Source organism: Candidatus Liberimonas magnetica (assembly GCA_020523885.1).
In the GTDB taxonomy this organism is placed as follows: Bacteria; Elusimicrobiota; Endomicrobiia; order Endomicrobiales; family JAFGIL01; genus Liberimonas; species Liberimonas magnetica.
Map to the genome: position 1 here is coordinate 109,637 of JAJAPY010000004.1, position 25,617 is coordinate 135,253.

At 42.8% G+C, this 25,617-nt stretch carries 1 protein-coding gene; it reads right to left on the bottom strand.

Going from position 1 to position 25,617, the window contains the following annotated elements; translation table 11 throughout:
- Positions 1-418 precede the first annotated feature (418 nt).
- On the bottom strand, positions 419-25,567 hold the full coding sequence (locus tag LHV68_04560; protein MCB4791141.1) for a hypothetical protein: 25,149 nt from the start codon (positions 25,565-25,567) through the stop codon (positions 419-421).
- Between the last annotated feature and the right edge of the window lie 50 nt (positions 25,568-25,617).

Sequence of the window (25,617 nt, forward strand, 5' to 3'; positions counted from 1 at the left end):
AACGAGCTGCTTTGGTCTTTTAACCCTGCGGGTGATGACCCGAAGGGTTACACCGTACCGGCAACACAGTTTCGGTGTATCCCCTTCTTCGCATTGCCTGCTCCGCCGAAGTAGTCTCTATGGCTACGAAGGCCGGGCATCTGCGGGTTTACGCCCGCAGTTTTTCTGCGAAGGGGGACAAAAAACAGCACCCTTTTGCAGGGTGCTGTTAAAAAACATATTTCTTGTCCAAAAAGAATATTCATTTTTATTAAATCTTAGCGCTGCTCCTCCGGCTGAACAGACTGGGCCTGAAGCCAGAGGCTTTAATAACGCAGCCTAATGCGACTTCGTTTATTTGATCGGAGGTTTTCATGGCGCATGTAATAAGCAAACAATGGTCTAACCCGGAATTTGCAATAGGCTTTGGAATTCGCTGCTAGGCTGCTGACTGTATCAGCAGTGTTTTGGCAACATCAACCGCATTACCAGCTGCATCTTTCATCTTCTCGCTGTCAATCTTGAACTCCATGAAAACATCACCGAAGAGCTGCATTATATCAGCAATAGTCCCGACATCATTGATATCCAAAACCAGTTTTCCTGAGTTCAACAAGCTTAAGATGTTTTTCAAAAATTCATAGATATTGCCAGCGCCTGTCAATGACTCTGGTATATTCAAATTCGCAAGTTCAGTTCTTGCCATTGGCTCTTTAACATACTGCATTGATAAAATATAGGCAAATTTCTTAATATTGGCTTCGTTTTGACCTGCATAAAGCCCTCTATTCTTTTGTAAGAATGCGGCAATTTTATCAGCAACCTGAACTGCTGCGTCAGATGTGTTCCTGTCAATTTCAGCCCTTGCAGCAAGCGCATTATAGTAACCAAACCACACATGCAGGTTAGCTTCAGTAATAGGTTCTGATTCAAGGATTTTTGCCTTATCAAGAATTTCTTCGATTAATTTTGCATGCTTGCGCAAGGAAGCTATGCCGAGCCTTGCTATCTCGTTTACCAGGGCAAAGTCATCGGTCAACGAACTATTAGCATCAAACTTTACATTTGCCAGGCTTGCTTCTATGTCTGAGATATCGCCGAAGGCAACAGCAAGCGGTATGGCCCTGGCAGCTGCCACTCTGGTTTTTGCAAGATTTCTGGCAGGAACAAGTAGCGGCCTTATAGCTTTTCTAACTTCGGCATCTTTTGACAGAGTCTTCTGCTTGAGCGTGTTAGCTTCTACAAACTTATTCTCAGCCGCCTGTTCCAAGACTCCCTTAATGAACCTCTGTATTAATTCTTCATATTTTGGCATATCAGCCTTGTCAATTTCAGCTTTTCTTATCAGGTCAAGCACAAAATCCCTTATAACCCGCAGGTCCCTGTTATTGCCGGCTTCAAAAGATACAGCCGGACGGTTAAGGATTTCTTTTAATTTAGCGGCCATTACTCCTTCTTCCAATTTAGCAGAAACTACGCTGTATAAATCTCCGAAAATTAAATCCTTAAGCGCAAGTTTTTCAGCTACTTTCTGGCCTGTTGCATAGGCTTCATCAGCTGTCATTTCATGGCTGCTCAAGATTTCTGCAAACTGGGCAAAAAGTTCTTTAGCTATCCAGTACGGGACATCATTTGAAGAATCGGGATTTCTCTTGTTTTCATTTATGTCAGTATCGACAAAAAGTATGCTGTCAGGAATATTTACATACCCGAATTTACCTACCTTAGACCTCAACAGCTTGAGCGTTGCCTTCAAATTCTCAACAGTTTGGTTCTGTATTCCGTCCTGAGGAATTACAGCTTCAAGCCAGACGTCCTTGTCTTCCTTCATTCCTTCCAAAATACTGGAATCACTTCCTATCTCAAATTTTTTAACAAATTTAAAACCAAACTGCTTGCACAAATCCAGCGTTTTCGTGTCTCCTTTCAAGGCCTCCGGGACATCTACCGGTATAATAGCATTCGGTTTTACCTTGTTTACATCAGCTCTTAATTTTTCAAGGAATGAACTCAATTCATCATAAGTAAGTTCAGATTTAGAAAGATCAAGGCCGACACCTGCATAGCCGCGTTTTATAAATTCATCCCCGGATTTTCTATCAAGCAGATGATATACCGCAGACATTCTTGCAAGCTCCGAATTACTCCTGGCTACAATCAGCCAGCCAAGCATAGGCTCACGCTTAGCATCATAGACAGACTGAATACCTTCATTTGCCTGAGTTTGAGTATTTACTATACCAAATATTTCACTGCCATAGTTTGTAATCAGATCGACATCCGCAGAGATCCCTTTTGCTTTCCTAAATAAATCTGCAAGCTCAGGAACAACATCCAGGAATTTCCGGGCATCATATTTCGTCTGGCCTTCAACGCTCTCATTTACATAGGCAAACGGCATAGCAGGCCTCAACAACGGATTTTTCTCATTGCCCTTGACCATAAACAAGTTGGCTCTTACGGTTTTCCAGGACCTGGCAATATTAGCATTAAGGTCAGTCCACAATCCATGATTTGGATTGCCTTTTTCTCCGTACAAACTTTTCAAGTTACCAAGTACGGCACCGGACACAATATTTCCCGCAGCTGTAAGAAGCCCGGACTTTGCAACGATGGTTGAGCCCATTTTGGTAACTACATTTTTAAAATTCCTGGTGGATGAATCAGCCACATTATCCAAAACCTTCTTCAAAAGAGGCGGAAGTCCTCTATACAAATCCCACGGGCCGAAGAAAATAAGTGCAGAGCGTAGGAACATAAGGTTTTTTTCGCTGTTATTTTCATCCTCAAGATTAGGCAGTCTGTCAAGCTGTCTAACATTGGCATCATTACTGGTATAGGCTTTACCCCTTAGGACAGGCATTATACCTGCTGAATTTTTATCAACTAATATGACATCAGGATTAAAGTCATCCAGATAACTTCCGGTGTCAGCTAATTTCTGGCCTAAGCTTTCTCTAAGGTTCTTATCTTCTTTAATCTGGAAAAACAATTCTCTTATCGCCTTGCCGATAATAACATCTTTATTGTCATCGGCCTGTAACCTTGACATCTCGGAAACAGAAAGATTTAAAACGACTACTTTCTTCCCGTCCTCATTAGAAGCCCTTATCTGGAAATTATAGCCATCCATATCAAGCGTGGGCTTCTCTCCCTTAAAATTAACAATGCTCCCTGCAGGATTTCCTACCTGAACCGCAAAAGACCTGATGCCGGAGTCATTGAACAGAATGATATTCTTTTGACTTTGCTTATCCATGTCTCCGACAAAAACCGGCACAACCCACCTGCCTCTCATCTCAGGCGCCATTTTCATCAGTGCTTTTTCTGCATTGCTGGTTGCTGCTCTACCTGCTATTGATGCTGCAGCAGGTGCAAGATTCACCGTGTTTTTTGCTGCAACAAGAGTAATTCCTGCAATTTTAACACCCTGAAGTTCACCGCGGCCGGTTCTGGTTTCTGCTGTACGTTCTCCAAAAAGCAATGCTATATTAGCTAATGTAAACCAGGTTGTAAAGACAGCTGTAACTATTGAAATAACCGCCAGCGCTATTTTCACGTTGCCTGAGAGGAAAGTATTTATCAGCAGCACACTAACTATCAGCGCAAATATACCGCCGATACTCACCGCAAAATTGCCGACTATGCCTGCTATTTTAACAGGTTTAGGCATATTGTTCAAAACTTCATAGGAACCTCCTGTAAAGGGGTTACCCTTCATTATTTCCTTAAAGGAATTCAACTGTATTTTACCGCTCCTCAGCATCCCGGCTGCTGCAATTATGTGAGCTGCTTCATGTACAAATATGCCAGGCCACAGCATTACCCAGGCAGCAAAAGATCCCTTTCCGGCTTTAGCCCTCAACTCCTGAGCCAAAACTGAAGCTACTTTTCTATCTGTTTGGCCCGGGGCTGATGCAGTCACTCCTTGTGCACCGGGTTTTGGTTTACGATAAATTTTGTTTGTGACAAACTTTGCTAAACCAATACCAATTATAACAGGCAGTAAGGCCAAACCTGCATATAAAGCGTTGGTCAATGTTAAGAACCTCGTTAAATCAAGCAATATGGCCAGCACTGCAATATCTACAACCGCCGCTGTTCCTGCAAGGCCCAGCAACACATTAATCTTTTGTTTATAAGTAAGCGCTTTTTTAGCCTTCGGTGCTGCTGGTTTCTTGGCAACAACAGCCTTAGTCGGAGCAGGAAGAGCCGCAGCAGGTACAACGGCAGGAACTGCGACTTGAGTTGCTTTGAGAGGAGATGCAACTTGAACTACATTTTTAGGCCCATATTTTTCTTTCATCGAATTAAATATTTCCAGCAATTCAATTAGTACGGCGTGTTCATCAAAATTTTTATAGCCTAATAATGCTTTGCGTAATTCGTCTGGAATATCATACAGAAGTTTAATTTTTAGTAGTTCGGGTTCACTAGATAATTGAGATAACTCTGTCCAATCCTTAATAATATAACCTCTAAACCAAAATGCCTGGCAAGCTAACCGGAAATCCATTAACATTGCATTTTTATTGTCATTATATCCTGCCTTTTCCTCATCTGTTGCCTCTTCCCATAATGTATCGGCGGAAACACCAACAATTAAATCAGTATTTAAAACTGCTTTTCCAGAGTCAGAATATTTTTTTATTAATCCATTGCTGAATTTTTTAATCAATTCTTCAGCTTTATCCGACGGCTGAATATAATTCAGAATTTTCCCAGGCACGGCTTCTGCCGTTGCATCTGTAGCTTGAGGTAACGACTCAGGTGCAGGAGCAAAAGCTGCTTGCATATTACCTACCGCTTCAGCAACAACATCCACAGTTTTGACAGCAAGCAGTTTTACCATATCAACAAAATCTAGATTTTCAACTTTTTCTTTAAGCTCAGCGGTAAATACCTCGAATTCTTGTGCAGTAACAGTTTCTTCCTCTTCGTCAAGAAGCTTGGTGAAGAACTTTACATCGCGGTCCAAATTCTCTCCTTCAACACCTGCTGCATGCCACAGTTCATGGTATAAAGCTGCTGTAAACAATATCCTGCCCAACCTGGTTTTTGCTATTTCAAGGAAAGCCTCATCAAAAACCACAACATTGTCTTTTTGGTAACCTGCAAGATAAGCATACTTTTTCTGAAGAGCGATAAGTATTTTTTTATTGCCAAGGCTTATACCGCGGCCTGTAAGTTGAGGATCAGCTTTTATCTCTTCTGCCACAGCATTGTAGGCCTGCTTAATAAGCCTTGCGAAATCATCTGGATCTTTTCCTGTAATATTATCTACAAACTGTTTTTTATCAGCCGGGTCCATTTCAAAGTTTGTGCCTAGTATTTGTTCTTTATTCCCTTCTTGCACAGAAACATCTATGTTCGTTGTCCTGCCTTCACCTTTAAGCTTAAGCACATCCATGGCAGCTAAAGGCATTGCCAACGGAACCTCCTCGGCGTTCGAAACCCCTGCTGAAACAATTTTAAACAATTCATTTAAGGTTAATATGGTTAAGAAATTCACATGATCCGGATTCCTCATCATTTCCCGTATTTGAGGCCTTGCTTCTTCTACCGCAGCTTGTGCGCCGGATAAACTTCCTTCATTCTTTAGCCGGACAGCTTCAAAGAGCAAGGTGTCTACTGCAAGGATCTCATTAGCCCTGGCATTCATCTTAGGCAATTTGCCTATGTCGCTCATAATTGATTTATGATATGATACTTCTTCAGCAGTCCATACCCCCTCTGCAAAATCCGGAACCTGAAGCATATCTGCGGCAGCTATTTCAACAGCTTCTTTTGGCGGAAGCGCCTCTAAACCCGCCATAAATTTCTTTTTTATTGCCGGCACTATCACTAGATCTACATCCTTTTTACTTAAGGGTTTAAGGTCTTTGGCTTCGGAATCTAATTTCATAAGCACTTTTGCAGCTTCTGCCTGGTCATTTTTGCTCATCTTTTTCAGCTTTAACCCTATTGCTATCGGAGCTAATGCCTTTAATGCTTCCTCAAGTAAAGCATTCACCTCCGGGTCATCAAAACCCCTCCCGTTCTTCTTCATTCTGGCAATTACTTCTTTAGCCATATCCTCCAATGCCTTTTTAGACCTCTTGTCTGCCTGCGCCTGCAGAAACCTCAGGTAAGTGGGGTGGCTCTTAACGTATTCAAAGGTCTTAGCTCCTATTACAAATAAATCTTTTAATTTTCCTGAAGCAAGCGCATTTCTTATCAAGCTGGATGAAATTGGAATGCTTGTCCCCATCATCAAATTCGCAGCTAATTCTTTAGGAGGCTTTACGTGAACCCGGTCAGCCGGATCTTCAAACCTGTCTATAAACCTCGCCTTTACTTTTTGGGTGTTGGTATCAAACACATATCTTTCACCGGGATTTTTGTATTCTTGATGATACGGGAATTCTTTTTGCCTATCTTTAGGCACGACTACTGTTGACTCCTTTCCATCTGTATCTGTAAATTTATAAGTCTCCCATCCCTGATTAATTACTAAACGGACTAAGGTATCCTGCCTGAAATTACCCTGTCCTTGACCTACATAGGTATAGGTCCTTTTATTTTCATCATAGAGAAAATCGCCTTTTTTCTTATCCGGAACAAAATGTTTATAGTGGTCCCCTCCGACTAAGTATATACCGGTTGCAGGATTAGCCCCGTTCGGCATGTTTCTATTTAAATCTATGATCCGGAAAAAGTCAGTTTCTCCAAGGAAATCATTGCTGTAACCTATCGGTGAATACTGGGCAAACTCTCCTAATAAGTTTAACGCCCACTCTTCAGTGGTAAGTGAATGCCTGTAATCCACGGTTGCAGGGGTCAGGGCTTTACGGAAATCTGCTCCCTGAACTCTTATCAAAACCTTATCGCTCTCATCCTCAACTATAGCTTTTAAACCCGCCACCAGATCGTGCAGCCTGGTTGCAGGGTCGCTTGATATTGCGAAATACTGGAATGACGGCTCTTTCTTTCCGTTTGGATTGGCTGCCTGCTCCCCTTTTATACCTACATTAAACCTTATCTCCGGATCAATCTTTTTCTTTTCCAGCAATATAGCTATTTTTGCTATATTTTCTATTAAATCAGTTATCATAGGCCTTGCATCCGGATGCACCAGCCCCATCTTGACAACCATTCCTCCTTTTTGTTCATAATTCACAACTATTCCCGTCTCAATTCCCTGCAGCCTGAAATCTTCCATAATACGTTTAAGGAGCTTTTGAGTACGGTCATTTGAGTTAATAGTGTTGATAAGAACCTTTTCCCATAAAGGGCTTACCAGGGCATCAAATTCATACCTGTCTATTTCATCTATCGTCCCATTCCTTGCCATGCTGCGGTCTAAATAGCCTAAAATACCTTCTAAAGAGGCTTTGTCATCCCTTGCATCGCTAACCTGATTAAGAAGCTTTTCAGTAATAAATAAAGAATTATTTCCTACACAGGCATTAGGCAGCGCTTCATCAAAAGGATCGAAAATCTCTACACCTTTTATTGTGACTGCCTGGGGCAAGAGGATGCACAGCCTTCGCGTTAATATGTCTTTATTCAATTTTAGTGTTTCATCTTTATTGTTAGCCAGACAGGCCGCATTAACGGCCTGGGCGGCTTTTATGGCAAGCACTACTTTTTCTTTAAGTAGTTTGAGTTCACGGTCACCAGGCAGATTTTTGGCAAGCAGAGCTTTTATACCTGCAAGCTGAGCCGGGCTGATTTCAGTAAACACTGCCAACAAATTATCTGTATTTCCAAACAATCCTTCAACATAGGCTTCGACATCTGCTGCAGCAGCCGCGGTATTTAAATCTATCCCGATCACCCGCCCGGCATTTATGGCATTTCTTGTATCATTATCAACTCCAGCTTGATAATTTCCACCCAAGGTTTTCTTTGCATCAATTCCGGATAATCCTTTTGCAACCTTACCTCTGAAAAACCTTCTGCTCTTCTTGAAAACACCCGGAAAGGTTCCACTGATTTTCCTCTTGTTCTTCATTATTATTTTTCTATCTGCCTGTCCCTGGCTGGCACTGCTGATGCTCAGCTTGTCATCTATAAGCGAACCCATGTTTATGCAGCCTATCAAATCATTAACCGCGGCAGTTGCCCGTTCTTGAGTCAATGTTTGCCTCATAGTTTCATCGCTGCTCAAGTCAACGCCATACCTTTTAAAAGCCTGCCGTATAACTTTAGACTTACTAAGGGCCTTAGAATCAAATCTGGCAATATCAAGCTCACCCGGCATATACGGGGATGCATCTCCTTTTTTGGCTGTGGACTGTATTGCTTTCCAAAGCACCGCAGTATCTTTTTCCCCGTAAATAGGCGCGTCCGAATCTTCGATTACAGCTGCTATCCGGACCCATAAACCTACGGTATTTTCCCAGATAGGTTCAAAGATTAGATACAGCAAAGCATATATGCCCTGAATTATACCTTTAACTACGGTAATATTAAATACAGGCAGGCTGGTCAACAGGTCAACCCATTTAAGATTCCTTAAGCGTTTATACTGCAGTTCTTGCACTGCTGTCATTTTTTCCGCTTCAAAAATCTTTTTCTTTGTTTCAAGCTCGGTTTTGTACATCTCTTTCCTTTCTCTAAACTGCCTTGTATAATTGTTCCAGACAGACCCTGCCTGGCTTGCGGCTAACGTATGAGGGAACATGGATAACAGTTTTTTCTTGTTTTTCATACGGGTTTCTTTATCAGCCGCTGTTTTTTCCGCTTTTTCAAGACCCTGATTGTCTTCAAGAAGTATGGCAAGGTTAGGAATAGCTATAATAAAATTCATTGCAGCAGCCAATTTTTCAGCAGGAATAGCATCAGGGAGAGCCGGGTTAATTTCAAATTTTTCAAATACTTCCTTTATTATTTTAAAGCCCAGGCTGCTTTTAGGGTCTTTTTTAATAGCTGCAGCATCAATTTCAGCCGCACGGTAGTCAGAAACCTCAGAACTCAGGAACAACAACCCGGACAAATTCTGCCAGATATCTTTGAATACCGCAGCTCTGCCCAGGCCCTTGTCTTCATCCATTTTAATCCATTTTTTGAAAGGTTCTGCCAGAGGAGTCCTGAGCGAATCTGCCAACGAAAGCCCGTTATGTAAAAATGGGCCGATAAGAAAAGCTATAGGCAGTACGTAAAAGAAAAATTGAGCGCCCAGAGCAAAAGGATGAAAGGACGAGATTGCAATAATGGCCAACATTAACGCTGCCCAGCCTACTGACTCGCTGAAGGCATCATATAATATCCCGAACGCTTTGCTCGCCTGTTTTATAGCTTTGTTTCCTCCTATAAAGAAGCCGGCGCTTCCTGTCAGGGAATTCATGGTTTTTAGCGTATCATTCGGGACCAGGGATAAGAAAGTAAATACCAGGCTCCAAAACCTTTTAAAACACATCGTAAGGCCTTTCATTGTTCCGTATCTTCCGGCAAGATGAAATTTTGAGTCTATCAGCCAATATATGCCTGCAATTAAGGCTATTACTGCCAGAGGAATAAAATAGGCCGGCGCTGCAAATAAAGCAGCAGGAGCAGCTAGTAAACTCCCAAAAAATATCTGTTTTGGATAAGAATATAATAGGACTATTCCCATAGCTACTCCGGCAGCCACAAACAATGGAAGCGTAAGTGCCGGCAGGGTAAAAAATGTAGCTGCGGCAAGCCCTAAGCAGGCAATAGATGAGATGAACAATAATTTCATCGGGCCTTTTAAAAATCCAAATTTTTGCAAAATAACCCTATACGCGCCTGAGCTTATAGCCTGGGCAAAGACAAACTGCATCCCGATGAAAAACAACGGCATCGCCAGGTACGCAAACGGCGTAAACGGCAGGAAAAAGGCAAACAAGAATATCAACGTATTAAAGAAAGGCACTACCGCCTGGGTAATATAATGGTCCCAACCGCCCAGCAAGGTAAGTTTTTCTGTCCAATGCAGGAAATTGCTCTGCATGGCCATGGTATAAATAGCAGATACGGTAGTCATAGCTGTAAACCCGCCAAACCTGTTATCAAAAGCGACCATATCACCCTGCGCCATTTCCCTGTTTCTTCCGATGGTTATCCCCGGGAAGTAGGCAGATACGAAGCCCTTTGTCTTTGCTACCAGGGCAAGCTGCGAATCCTCTATGCCTGACTCTGTGGTAGGTAAATCTCTCATAATTGAAAGCCTCGATATAAGAGGACCGTACATATACGCAGTCCCGACTCCTATCATGGCCATAATAACGCGCTGGTTAAACGTATCTTCTTTTATCATCGAATCCCAGGCGGTTCCTGCCATACCTTCGCCGTAGGCAACATCGCGCATGTCAAGAAAACCAAACCCCAGGTCCGGGTGCCTGCTGAATTCATAAGCTGCCTGAGGTAATTGCCACAGCGAATCAATCGTATGTTCCCAGTCCAGGTTAAGAATCATTGCTTCCTTGTCCGTGACATGCATCAAGGCCTTTACCCAGTTATCGGCTTTGTTACCCCAGCCGCTGCCGCCTTTAAGAATGTCTTTGGGCTCATCCCATTCTCCAATCATTGCCAGATGCGCTATTAAATGGCCGTCTTTATCATAATGATTCTCGCTTGAATGGCCGTCTTTATCATAAGCGTCTGACCCGGGCACCCATCCCAGCTCTTCCATGTCTTCCTGTAATGTCGTTCCAAACAGTTTCTTTACATTATCAGAAAATCCCTTATCATAGGATGCTACCATGCGGTAGTATTTCATTACTTCTTGGTCCGTAGGTTCATGGCCCAAGGAATGCCGCAGGAATATCTTATAGGCGCTTAAGGATGCATCATGAGCAGTAAGCAGTGTTTTCTTTACATTGTCAACCCTGTACATTATAAACTGACTGATGATTTGACGGGAGAACATTATATCAAGCAATTGGGTCTGTAAGTCCGATAGATCCTGTTTCTTGAAATAATCACTTAAAAGGTCAAAGTAGCTGTCAGGCATATGAGGCGGCAAATCGTCAGGGAATGGGATATTAAATTTCTCCCTTATCCTGTCAAGATCGACAAAGGTCATGTGTATAAACTCTTTATCCAGGGCATCTAAAATCTCCTGTTTACTCATAGCCATTATGTCAGCTGAGGACCTTTCCTTTGACAAAGGCTGGCCCTTCTCATTATACCCCAGGAGCAAAATATCTTTACCTTCTTTTTTCATGTCCACCAGCTCTCTTATCATTTTTTCGTATGAAAAATACTGGTCTTTATAGCGTTCAATAAACGCCTCTTGCTCTTTCGGCGGTAAATTACTTGAAAGATATTTCAGATATACAACCCAATCTCCGGAGTTTACTTGTTTCACCAGCCTGAACGGGCTCTTTAAATCCCCTCCAGCCGCGCCTTCAGACTGCGGCCTCATATCATCTAAACCTGAGCGGACTACCACGCCCAACTCTGACCAGGAAGAAGGCTTGGTTATTGTCCTTAAGAATGTTTCCGGATGGTCCCTTGCAGCTAATAAAATTTTATTGAACTCATCTGTACTGTGCAGGTTTACCTGGTTAAAGAAATCAACCAGCTTTCTTTGCGCATTAGGGTTTTCTAATTTAGGCAGTGGTTTGCCTGAGGCCAGGGCTTCTTTTAAAGCTTCTGCCTCCTGGGGCGTTACTATGGGCGCTGCTCTCTGGCCTCCAGATTGCTGGCCCAAGAGGACCCTGTCCACAATATCTTCATTAAATACATCACTTAAATACCCGTCATCGTGTACCTTCTTGATAAGTTCCGGCGTTATATCTGCATATACTGAAAGCTGCCTGATCTTGTGCTGTCGTTCCATAGCCACGGTTTTTGCCTCAAGCCCAAGGGACCAGAACGTCCGCAAAGAAAGGATAGAGGTAAAAACAGCCAGGGCAATTCCTATGGCATAGCCCACAGGCAAAATCTGGCCTAAGGCATAATAGGCCGATGTCCCTACCAAAAATGAAAATGTTGTAAAAAACGCCCCGCCGAAAATCGTCCAGAACTTGGATTTTCCTTGTACCCTTTCCTTTGACCCTGTATAGCTTTTTGCTGTTTTCCAGATAGTCAGGTAGAGCCGTACCCTGTATTTAATAATATAAATTACAAAGGAACTCCACTGAAGCAGCTGGCGGGCTAAGATATAATAAATCGGTACAAACCAGATTAAGCTTCCAGGCTGTCCTACCAATACTAAACCCAGGCCTGCGGCAGCGCCAACAATTATAAGAACTTTCTTTAAAATCTCATAGCCATTAGACGTTTTGGTAAACGGGAAAGGATAGTAGCTTACACCTGAAGGCCTGGAAAACCACTGCAAAGCCGCATAACCTAACAAGCAGAGAGGGACAAACCAAATTAAATTTACAAAAATCCCGTTTAAAAGAATATACAGGCCGCCTGCAGCCCAAACAGCTGTCAAGGAGACTACTAAAATCTTGAACAGCACTGAGCCCTTATCAAGAATAGCGATACCCAGGGTCTTGTATTTTTCTTTCTGGTAAGCACGCATACGGTCCAGGAGCCTGTCCCGGACGCCTTCTTTAATATTTTTGGTCCGCAGATCGTCACTGATAGAAGTTACCACTTTTCTTTTTGCATTAAGAAGTATGTTTTTGTCGCGGAAAGCCTTTCGTATATCAAGAGCCGGCACAGCAGAGTCCCGTGCAGGGCTAAGCGCAGGGTCATTGACAAACTTGCCATTTTCATCATACTTCATTTTCTGGCCAGTAAAAGGATCTATCCCGTCTTTTCTGCAGTATTCCAGGAAGTTCCTGAATTCAGCGGTTGCCATTATCAGCATTTCTTTCTTTGCCTCACCGGCAACATTTGTATATTCCTGATAGGGGTTATCCATGTTACTCCAGGTTTCCCAGACTCCGCGGTTTTGGTCAATAATCTTATATTGGTTTCCCTGCCACATTATGAACCGGTCCAATTCCTGGGCCATACACGAATATAAGACAAGCGCAGCCGGCTCAATAACCAGCTTCTCTATTTCAGTAAGTTCCATCTTAAACGTATCCTTGTATTCAGGATATACAGGTTCAAACATCTCGTCACGTTTCGGTCTGGCTGTTTTTCCGTCCCATTCAGGGTAGAACCTCCTAATTAACGCGTCTTCCATTTCTTTTTTCTTTGCTCTCAGCGCTGCTTTTTCTGCATCATCAGCTCCTTTTTCCGGGTCTATGTTAAACCCGCCTTCTTCATAGAGGTCAGCTAAATACTGCACTAAGGGGCCTACGCTTGTAGCAGGCTTGATCAAGGTTCTGATCCTCTGCCTTACGGCCGGGGCAATATCCTCCGAGCCTGTACCTTTGAATTTTGAATCATTGGGTTTACCGGGTTCGACAGTATCCACATCTGGGCCTACAGCGATATTTGAAGGTTCCCTGCCTTCTTTTTTCGCTTTTTTGTTCCTTTTCGTTATATAACTGTCCATCAACAGCCAGGAACCGAGCCAGGTAACAAACAAAAGCGCTGTGGGTAATCCTAGAGTAAGGACAATAATAAAAGTTAGAGCAGCCACAATTGTTATTTTCAGGTTTTCAGGGCGCAGCAAATTTGCAACCGTACTGTTTGCAAGGATATGCTTTGTAACAAAAACATTCATGAATTCATTGAACAATGCAAGCCAGTTACGCGGGTCTGCCGTAAAATTTTTGAATTCCAGTGGTTTAAACCGGCCCGTACTTACGTCCTCTCTGATTCCGCCAATAAATTTTTGCCTGTTCCTTTTGGTTGTTTCTATCAGTTTATCTGCTTTTTGTTTAGAAAGAGTCAGGAAATGTTCATTTTGCAGTTGTTTTGCCTGGCCGGGAGTAAGCACTCCTTGAGCCAGCAAAGTATCAATATTTATTTCCGGGCCATCGACAGACTCTGCCAGGGCATGGACCTCTTTATCATATTTATCAGAAATTATAGCCTGGTCATAAACATAATAGACATTATTCTGGCCTTCAAGCGCGATCACGTAATGCTTTTTTATAGGCCTTTCAGTGCCGTCTTCTAATACCGCCCTCGATTCATAGGGCAGCCCAAGTTCGCTAAAGTAGAGGCGGTAAACGGGCCATTTTTGCCCCTTCATAGTTTCGCCCCTGAGGAACTGCTGGCCCGGTTCAGGTTTTTGGAGCTCGTATAACATGCTTCCATCCTGCCTCAACGCTATTTCTCTTATGTCTTTTTTATCCCAAATTCCGGGATATTCGGTATTGTATAGCAACACATAAATATCCTGGTTCTTTTCATCCTTTCTTTTTTCAAACCTGCGGCCGCTGGAGCGGGACAGCCAGTTGCTGTCTTTCCAGGGATCACCGGTGGGGTCAGGGAAAAGCATGAAGACTTTCCTGTTTGACACGGCATAAGCCTGGGAACCAAAACCCTTTGTCTTATCAAAAGCATAAGTATAGGTTTCTTCGGAAAATCCGAGTTTTGCCAGGAGAGCATCTTCCTTTTTAGCAGCCAGGCTTTTATAATGGAAAAATTGGATATAGACTGCTCCCTCTAGACTGGTTACGTTTCCGTCCGCATCTACTCCCAGACCCTTTATATTGCCGTTCTTATCTAATTCAAAACCATTTAGATTTACAACCGGCAGGCCTTCGGACGTATACCCGGTAACTTTTACATCAGTCCTTATATAACCTGTCTGATCAATTTGATTCAGCAGCCTGCTATATAAAGCATAAGGGTTGCCTGCGTCTACATCAACAGAACCGGGATAGAGAATGTTTGAAATTTCATGGAAAAAAGTTTTTCTGCTTACGGTATTCCCGCTTAAATCAGTATAACCAAATACCCCGTCTATCTTTCCTAAATGCGTTGACATTGAGGTCGGTTTCCAAACACCGTCTTTATACCGCATGGCAACGGACTTGCTGCCTATGCCGAATTTATCAAAACCATAATTATATTTAATGGAATACGGCTGGGACAATTTATTGTCTTTAAACACCTCTTCAACTACTACATTTCCCCTGAAATCTCTCCAGGTGCGGTTGCTTAATAAAATCTCTTTCGCTTCAATACCTGCAATAACAAGGTCTTCAATGTTGGTTACTCCCTTTGAAACTATAATCAAATTCTTCCAGTCAACGCTTTCAAGCTCGCCTTTGTTAACAACTACCTTCTGGCTGTAATCGCCGTTTATGTAGTAAGCTATCTCTGTTTGTAACGGGATGCCCATGCTCGCAAGCCTTCCTGTAAAAGAGGGCATAATTTTGAACCTTTTCGTATCGGCATAATTTGACAACTCGCTCTTATTGACCACAAAAGTTATATTTTTTTCTAAATCATAAACAAAGGTCTTTTTAGAGTCGCTGTATTTAAAATTCAAGCTGTATTCGAGGTTCCAGTAAGCTCCCAGAATAAGAGGATTAGGTTTTGCTGGATCAGATGACAGGGTTTTCCAAAATTTGCTTTTACTGCCGCCGGCTTTATCAGCCAGGCCGGTAAGCGAGCCGACCCAATCCTTTGACCAGCTGTCTAGCAGCGTGCCGTCTTTAACTGCCAGATGGAACTCGCTCAAAAGGACTCTGGTGGCAGAGTTTCTTCTTTCTATAAACACTTTGGTATTTTTAAAATCTACAACCAGCGTATATTCGCCTCCTGCTATGTTCATAGATACAGGCGGCAATACAGTGCCGCTGGCATCCTGGTAATTCGCCAAATCAAACCTGGCGCCGGCCAGCTGTGTCTTTTTAGTTGACTTATTTATTATATTAAAACCGAAATCAATCAAACCTTTTTCATCTATCTTTATCCACGGCTGACTGCCCCATTTAGAGCTAAAGGCCTGATAGGAAGTGGTTACTGTTTTCCCGTCGGGTGAGAGGCCGTTGATTTTTACCCAGATTAATTCTTTGGGGTCAGGCACATCCGTAAAGCCCTGAGCTTTAAGATATGCCGAGAGATTTTTCATTGCCTCTAACCACGCTTTGGGTATATTATTTGAGTCCACACTATTTGCCTTTGCAAATTCACTGTAAGATACTCCTGCCAGAAAAACATATAACTTGCTTTGTTCTTCAGCAGTAAGCTTATAGTCTCCCAACAGCAAATTCGCCGGATTATTTTCTAAACTATCAACCATCTCCTGCTGTATAATGCCTGTACCGGACTTGTCACTTGAAACTACAAGATAACCGCATTTTACCAGAGCTTTGAAAACTTCTTCAGCCTTCTTGTCACTGCCAAAAATAGCCTTAAGGTCATTAAGGGAAACTGACCACCCGTATTTATAGGCATTGCCTGCTTTCTGGACTAAGGTATAGCGCAAGGTGTTTTTAGTTTGTTCAACCGAATAATCTAAAGCGCCGGTGTCGGTTTTAAGGCTTAACAAGGTGCCGTCCAAGCCGACTTTTACCGTGGCATTGTCCACTACCCTGGGGACTAGATTGCCGTGTCCGTCATCTACAAACTCTACAGCAACGTACTCGCCGAGATACTCATAGACAGCTGTCCTTATCGCTTCCTGCATATCTGCCTGTACCTGCGGGTCCGAACTATTGAGCTTGTTATAATCTATGGCGATAACCCTGTCATCCGACAGTTTTACCTTTGCGCCGTTAACAGGGAAATAGCCCATGCCGAAAGGAAGAAGTATCCTGGCTATTTCAGCCGTACCTGTATTTTCGTATTCCTGTTCTGCCCTCTTACTAATAGCCGGCACTTCCTTATCAAAATATTTGCCGTAATTGAAGTTAAGTATTATAGCTGTCCCGTCAGGCAGCCTTACCCGGTCCATTCTTACACCGTTCATGCACTGTTTAAGGTAAGTAAAAATCATCAACTTTTCATTGTCATTAGCGCCGACTGTTAACTTGTGGTAGTCGTCGCCGAGGCTGTCAAACTTATCATCATCAATAATCCCGACACCGGGAACATCAGGGTCTTTACTGATATAACCGGCAGCTATAAGGTCATTAAACAGCGCATCTGGATTACTAAAAATCGCAGCGATTTCTTCTGACCTTACAGTCACAACTTCTCCGATCCTGGGAACCCTGGTAAACAGGCCGGAGCTCTGGCTCAAGGAGCTGGCATTAAAAACATAAGCAACATAAGTTATTTTTCCGTTAATATTAACAGCTTTAACGTTAGAAATGAAAGCGCCAAGGCCCAGCCTGCTTCTTAAATAGGTAAATACGTCCTGCCCATAAGCCTTTATGAAATCCTGCTGCTCTTTTTTACTCATATCCGTAAACGTCTTTTGTATAACACCGTCTTTACTAATATAGCCGTCATTGATAAGTTTACTTCCATATTTTTCCTTAAATTTGTCTATATCAACTTTTCCGTTCATCGAACCGTCAAACATTTTTTTAATGGCAGCAACCTTGGGATCAGGGTTAGAAAAATCTATTCTAAAGAAACCATCGCCGTACGGCGCTTTAATAATGTAATCCCTTTCTCCATCTTCTTCCTGGCTGTCTTTATAATAAACATTGCTTCCGGGGTCTACCGGCGTATAGCCGATAGGCTCGCCGCTGTTATTTATTCCCACAACAACCGGGGTTACGCCTATCATAAATGAATCATCAAAATTCTTCATAATATCAACATACGGCGCTTTCAGCGAAGGCGTTAAGACATACGGCTTTCCCCTATAATTTAATTCAACTTTCCCGTTCTTTAAAAGGACCACGTCTGAAATGTTAACCAGGACCGACGGATTCTGCAGGTCTTCGCCTGTAAGCGCATAAAGGCTTAAGATTTCTAAAGTGTTAACCACCTGGTTCGGGCTTGTTTTACCGTAATTTGGCATTAACAGGTACCAGATTTCCGTATCCGTCTTTTCCGTTGCATCGTCATATATTTTTTGCGCCTGCGGGCTTAAATGTGACCGGTAATTTTCGTCTTTGCCTTCAAAATTCTTAACCCGTACTACATAATCTTTTATAACCCCTACAGTCCCGTCCTCCCGGGTTTCAAGCTTCTCAAGGACATATTCATTCGGGCTTCCTGTAGGCCTGTACTTTTGCAGTTGAGACATAAACAGTTTATAAAGGGTTTCTTTTGTTCCCTTATCAGTGTCTATGCCTATATTAGCGGCTTTTTCAGCGTCAGTTTTGCCGTCAAGCAATAAGACTTTTTCTCCCTTTATGATACCCCCGGTAATATTGTTATTTGCATCTTTTATCTCGGTTATATACCCATTTTTTACTAACTTATCCCAGAGCGGATGGCTGCCTGCGAGGCTTGAAAGGCCATCAACACTATATGGTGTTATGTAATCGCCAAACTGATTTACGTTAAGAAATGCCCTTACCATACCGGCAGCATTTTCTACCTTTGACGTATCTATCTGCTGTTCTCTTGCTCCAATCGCAGCTCCTACGGTATACCTGAAAACAACTCCGTTGAGGCGGACATCAACTATTTTAGTTTTGGGGTCAAACTTTAAGATTTCTAAGTCTTTGTTCTCTTCCATCTCTTCCATTGTATATAAATAAGTCCAGCCGCCCTTTAAAGAGGCCGGTGAAAGCTGGGAAAGAAGAGGAGAGAAGGCGCCGTAAGACTGGTCGTTCGTTAAGAGTTTTTCACTGCCGTCCTTCTGCTTTTCAGTATACTGGCCTACGACTGAGAGCATGAACCTCTTCTCCATCACAGGGCTCTGGTGCATCCTGTACCACTTGCCTCCGGGTGTTTTCGCCGGGTCGGCTGCTTTTCCGTTTACCATATAAACTATGTAGTCATACACATCGACCGTGGTTTCCTGGCCGTTTATTGTGACCTTATCAGACTCTAACAGTGTTTTATACACGCCGGTTTCTTCTGTTGGAGTAAATATACCCTTCCTTAGATCTCCCTTCCACACAAAAGTCCTTGTCAAGCCTATGGCATCTTCCTTGTCTATGGCGTCTTCAATAGCCTTCACTTCTTTACCGGGTGTAAGGATATAGGTATATCTTTTCCCGTTCCAGGTGCCGGTAACTGTGAATATCTTTGTTTTTCTGTCATATTTTACGCTTTCAACATGTGCCTCATCATTCTCTAACTCTGATATGCTGTAAGTCGGCAATATGTCGTCCAGGCCGGGCGACATTTCCCCGGATAATATTTCCCCGGATAAAACTATGGTAAATACACCTTCTTTTGCCGCACCAGCTTCATAGATAGCTTTGGCTGCGGGGCTTGCATACCACTGGAATAGCCTTCCGTCTTTTGTTAACAGGATATAATCCTTTAACCCGTTCTCGACATCTTTTGACCAGACCGTCCCTGTAACTCCGCCGCTTGAATAAGCTCCTTCATTGTTCTTATATTGAGCGATGTCTTCCCTGCCCAGGGCAGCTGTCAACCAGCCTGACCCGCCTGCGCTGTCTATAGCCTTTTCTCTGTCTGTTGCTTTCTTTCCCGGGTCAAGTATACGTTTGGAGCCGTCCGATAAATAAAGTACTATCGTCTTGTCTGCCTTGTCTTCCATCTGGACGGCCTTGACTATATATGTTCCGTTGCCGCCGCTCAAGGTCTCCCTCATCAGCTCGTCTATGCTGTATAACTTGACCGGAGCGGCGTTGGCAGCCACATCCGGAGACACTGTCTCTCCGTTGCGGAGTTTTGCCGTAAGATACAGGTTAGGCATTGCAAAACCGTGGACTTTTCTTATTTCCTGGTACTGGTTCCATAAATCCGTGTCCTTATATTTTGATTTTTCATCTCCTGTATGCGCATACCACCTGTACCATTTGCCGTTTTCAAGTTTCACTATGTCATATTTAGGCTTGTCAAACTCGTCCGTGCCAACTTTCTTTCTGTATACACCGCCGCCCATATTTTCATAACCTCTGACGGGGTTGTCACCAGAGGGGGAAGCATTTCCCAGGCCGAATATACACTCTTCCCAACCTGCGCCAAACTTCCCTCCAAACGAATCGTTAATAGACTTTTCCCTAGCTTTTACAGCATCTGAGAACCGTTTACCCCACTCCGTTATATAGGTCTTGTTACCTACATGGATTACTATAACGTCATCTCCTGCTCTATTTACAGTCCTATCCACCCAGATGTCCGGATCATTGGCAAAATCAAGTTCATACCCTGCCGGAACCTTGTCAAGCTCGCTGTGAGTTTCTTTTGCATACATCATATAAACTTCCCTGGGATTCATATCATACATGGAAGGAGCAAAAATCGTAACATTATAAGCCTCATTTAAGTTGAGTGCATACAACTCTCTAATTTTTGGGCTTGAATATATCTGATACCACTTGCCGTCTTTGCCTTTAGCTATCCAGTCTTTCTGTTTCCCTTTTGAGGTATTAATTACTTTCATATATACCTTGTCAACATTATTGCCGCCCGTTGCATTTTCTACCTCATCATAGCCGTCTTTTAAAGGATCATAATTCCTTGCTTTCAGCATAGGCAGTAACACTATTCCGCCTTTGCCGTCATTCTTACTATCCAGGTTGTCTATTATGTCCGTTATGTTCTTGCCAGGCGTGTATATATAGTCAACGCCTGCTATCGTTACTTTTATCGTTTGATTCGGCCATTCCCCTGCTATAGGTTCTACTTTTTCAATTTGATCAGCAGGCACATTGTCCAGATTATAGCTTTTCCTTATATCATCAATCCCGATACCTGTTAATATCGGAGTGAGCACCCCTGAACCTGCCATACCGTCATCATAAACCTTCGTATTTGCAGGGCTTGAATACCAGTTGAATATCCTTCCCTTATCAGTATCTTTATCTGCTATTAATATATAGTCTCTCCGCTTTACTCCTGTTTTGGGGTCAATAACTTCCCTTGACTTGACTTTGCCGGTTATACCGTTACTTGAATAGTTTCCTTCGTCTTTATCATACGCTTGAAGGTCATCTATCCCTTTTATGGCTATGTTCCAGCCTGCACCGTCTACTTTGTCAATTTCTCCTTCTCTTTTACTTGCATTTTTGCCGGATTCTAATATATACTTCTGCCCGTTTGACAATGTAAGCTCTATAGCAGGTTTCTTGCCTTCTTCTGCAGGAAGCTCTTTGCTTGATACAATATAAATTTTGTCCCCTATATCTTTTCCGAAATATTTATCTACAGTATTGTTATTAAGCCCTCTTGCAGACAAAATCGCAACAGGAGTGCCGTTCGGCGTAGATTTAACATCAGGGACAGCAACACCTAAATCTGCTTTTTGTGCTTTAAATGCAATCCAACTCGCTTCATCCTTATATTTATTGTATGGATCATCAGGGTTCCCTGTATCGCCAAACCACATATACCAATGGTCTCCTTCATATTTCGCATACTTGTACTCTACTCTACCGTCGCCGTCTGCATCCGGCACGCTTTTCCTATAGTAACCGTCTCCCATAGCTTCCCAGTCTTCTGCTGTGATATTTCCTTTGGCAAATATCGCAGGTCCTACCCAGCCTGCTCCCCATTTCGTGCTTTTATCCGTATTGGCTCTGATATTATCTTCTAAAGTCTTTGTTATACGCTCTATACGATAACCCCACTGCGCTACATAGGTTTGACCTGCAACATGCAGAACAAATACAACATCTTTATTCTCATTTATAATTGTATCTACTGTAATGTCGCCGTTGTTTAAATCAATATAATAGTCTCCCACTTCACTTACTTCCCTGGGTGTTTCCATTGAATACATAGTAAAAATATTTGCGTCAGGGTTAGAGATATCATACGGAGGCATATCGTACATCGAAGGGCAAAAAAGCGTTACGCCTTTACTTGTAGGCAAATTCAATGCGTATAAATCCATTATTTTCTGGCTCGAATATATCCCGTACCACTTATTACCCTTTTTTGCTACCCAATCGACTTTCCCGGTTGCAGGATCTAACTTCTTATACACCTTATCCATTGCTGCCCCGCCGCTGTCATTGGCTACCTCAGTATAGCCGTCTTGTAACGGGTCATAATTTTTTACTACTATCCTTCGCAGCAGCACTATGCCGCCTATGTTATTCAAATACTCATCTGCTTTTTCCTGGGCATCCGTAATGTTCTTGCCAGGCGTGTACAGATACTCAGCGCCGGCTATCGTTACTTTCATCGTTTGATTCGGCCATACCCCGGCTATCGGTTCTATTTTTTCAATTTGATCAGCCAACAGACTATCAAAATTAAGGCTCTTCTTTATATCATCAATCCCGAGACTTGTTAATAAAGGAGTGAGCACTCCGTCTGCAGCCATACCCGCATCATAAACCTCTGTATTTGCAGGACTTGAATACAAGTTAAAGATCCTTCCCTTATCTTCATCTGTTATTAATATATAGTCTCTACTCTTCACTTGTGTTTCCGGGTCAATAATTTCTCTTGACTTGATTTTGCCGGTTATCCCGTTACTTGAATAGTTTCCTTCATCTTTAGTGTACGCTTGAAGGTCCTCTATTCCCTTAATAGATATGTTCCAGCCCGCGCCGCCTGCCAGGTCAATTTCGCCTTCTCTTTGACTCGCTTTTTTGCCGGATTCTAATATATACTTCTGCCCGTTTGACAACGTGAGCTCTATAGCAGGTTTCTTGCCTTCTTCCGCAGGAAGCTCTTTGCTTGATACAATATAAACTTTGCTTCCTATATCTTTTCCATTATATTTATCTACAGTATTGCTATTAAGCAGACTCGCAGACAAAACCGCTACAGGAGTATTGTTCTGCGTAGATTTTACATCAGGGACAGCAACACCTAAATCCGCTTTTTGTGCCTTAAATGCAAGCCAACTCGCTTCATCCTTATATTTATTGTATGGATCATCAGGGTTCCCTGTATCGCCAAACCACATATACCAATGGTCTCCTTCATATTTCGCATACTTGTACTCTACTCTACCGTCGCCGTCTGCATCCGGCACGCTTTTCCTATAGTAACCGTCTCCCATAGCTTCCCAGTCTTCTGCTGTGATATTTCCTTTGGCAAATATCGCAGGTCCTACCCAGCCTGCTCCCCATTTCGTGCTTTTATCCGTATTGGCTCTGATATTATCTTCTAAAGTCTTTGTTATACGCTCTATACGATAACCCCACTGCGCTACATAGGTTTGACCTGCAACATGCAGAACAAATACAACATCTTTATTCTCATTTATAATTGTATCTACTGTAATGTCGCCGTTGTTTAAATCAATATAATAGTCTCCCACTTCACTTACTTCCCTGGGTGTTTCCATTGAATACATAGTAAAAATATTTGCGTCAGGGTTAGAGATATCATACGGAGGCATATCGTACATCGAAGGGCAAAAAAGCGTTACGCCTTTACTTGTAGGCAAATTCAACGCGTATAAATCCATTATTTTCTGGCTCGAATATATCCCGTACCACACATTACCCTTTCTTGCTATCCAATCAACTGTCCCGGTTGCGGGATTTAATTTCATATAGACCTTATCCATTGTTGTCCCGCCGCTGTCGTTGGCTACCTCAGTATAGCCGTCTGTTAACGGGTCATAATCTTTTATTACTATCTTTCGCAGCAGCACTATGCCGCCTTTGTCATTCTGATAGGCATCTACTTTTACTTTACTATCCGTCATGTTCTTGCCGGGTGTGTATATATAGTCATTGCCGTAGATCGTTACCTTTATTGTTTGATTCGGCCATACCCCGGCTATCGGTGTTACTGCTTCAATTGCATCGGCCGGGACATTTGCAAGGTCATAGCTTTTCCTTATATCAGTAAGCCCGATAGCAGTGGCGCCTGTCATCATAGGCGTAAGCACACCGTCGCCTGCCATACCAGCATCATAAACTGCAGTATCTGCAGGGCTTGAATACCACTTAAATATTTTGTTGTCATCCGTTATTAATATATAGTCTTTCCGCTTCACTTGTGTTTCCGGGTCAGTAATTTCCCTTGACTTGATTGTACCGCTGTCCATCCATCTTCCTTCTATTGTAGTATATAAAGCCAGGTCTTCTGACCCCTTTGCTGCCGTAAGCCAGCCAGAACCATTTGCAAAATCAATAGCTACCTGCCTAAGCAGGGCGTCTTTACCCGGGTCAAGTATCTTCTTACTGCCATCGTTTAAGAAAAGTATAACGATTTTATTATCCAGCTCTACTGTCTTTGTAATATAAGTTCCGGTACCACTTATTGTATTTGCCATTAGATCAGCTATAGTGAATACCTGAACAGGCTCTCCGTCTACATCTACATCAGGCGTTATTGTACTGTCGTCCGGAAGCGTCGCTGTTAAATACAGGTTAGGTACAGCCAAACCATACGTTTGCCGTGCTTCCATATATTTATCCCAGAAAACCGGGTCTGGATATTTTGATGTAGGAGATCCTGTATTTGCATACCATCTGTACCATTTATTGTTCACATACGTTACAAAATCATATATCGGAAGCTGGGCTGCATCTACGCCGACGAACTGCCTCCATACTCCATTGCCCATATCTTCAAATATCGCACCTGTACCCTTATGAGGCACTTTTAGGTTGCCTTTTGTAAACACAGACTCTACCCAACCTCCTCCGCCAAATCCTAAGTTGTTTATAGCTGTTTCCCTGGTTAGAACTACATCTAACAAAGTAGATCCCCACTCAAGAAGGTATTTTGTTTCTGCGCCGGCAGGACCTATATATACGGCTATTATGTCATTGCCGCTGGCATCCTTTCCTACAGCGTCTGTTCTTATGTTATCGCTATTTTCATCAAACACATAAGGGCTAAAATCATACCCGCCGCTAGACGGGACTAATCCGTAGGTATACATCTTTATAGGCGCAGCATCTATACCCATAGCGCTCATATCAGGCATAATAAATGTATAATTGGTTGCAGCTTCATACAAAGCCATAATTTCCGGGCTTTGATGAACCCTGTACCAGGTAGTTCCTTTTAGTACGATCCAGTCTGTATGAGTAGCGCCGCTAGGATCAGTAACAGTACCTTTCCAAACACCGTTGCCTTGATCAACATAGTTAGTAAGGTCCTCTGTCCCTATCAAAGTAAATACAAGGCCAAGCCCTTTGGCATTATCTATCAGTAATTCCCTGGCCTTTATCAGGTCTCCGCTGTCAAAAATAAAGGTTCCTCGTTCTCCAGCTGCGTCTAATACAACCTGTACAGTCTCATCCGCTAACTTATTAGTGGATATTACGCTAGCACCGACCGGCAGGTTACCGACGTTATAAACATGGAAAAGATAACCGTTAACAGCTCTGCCACCGCCTCGAACGAATCTACTTGCATCAGGTGTCAGGACTCCCAACCCCTGCATTCCTGCTGTATAATTTGCATTATTTGTTTCAGATTTCTGCCTGTACCAAACGTTATTAATCATAACTTCAATATGTTTATCAGTCTCAACATTATTATCATCTATAGTTGAAACATTTCTGGTAGTTGTTATCTGAGTATAATCCATTGTTTCCGTGTCAAAACAGGTATTTGCTGTCTCCTCAGGCGTCTCGTCTGTTATTACTGGCAATAAATCGTTAGTTCCTACATTATCAGAATTCCAAATCCAGATATGGCCGTTATATATCTTTATATAGCTTTCTGCTCCGGCTGCGCCTCTCACATATATCGTTGTCTGGCCGGGTACCAAGGTATATCCTTGGGGCGTACCATCTGCATTCTGCGCTACTATGCCAGGTACAAAACCTGCTGCATTTTGCGTCTGCAGGTTGTTCATCAACGTATTGCCTCTGGTACCAGGTTGAAATACAAACGTGCCGTCGCTAT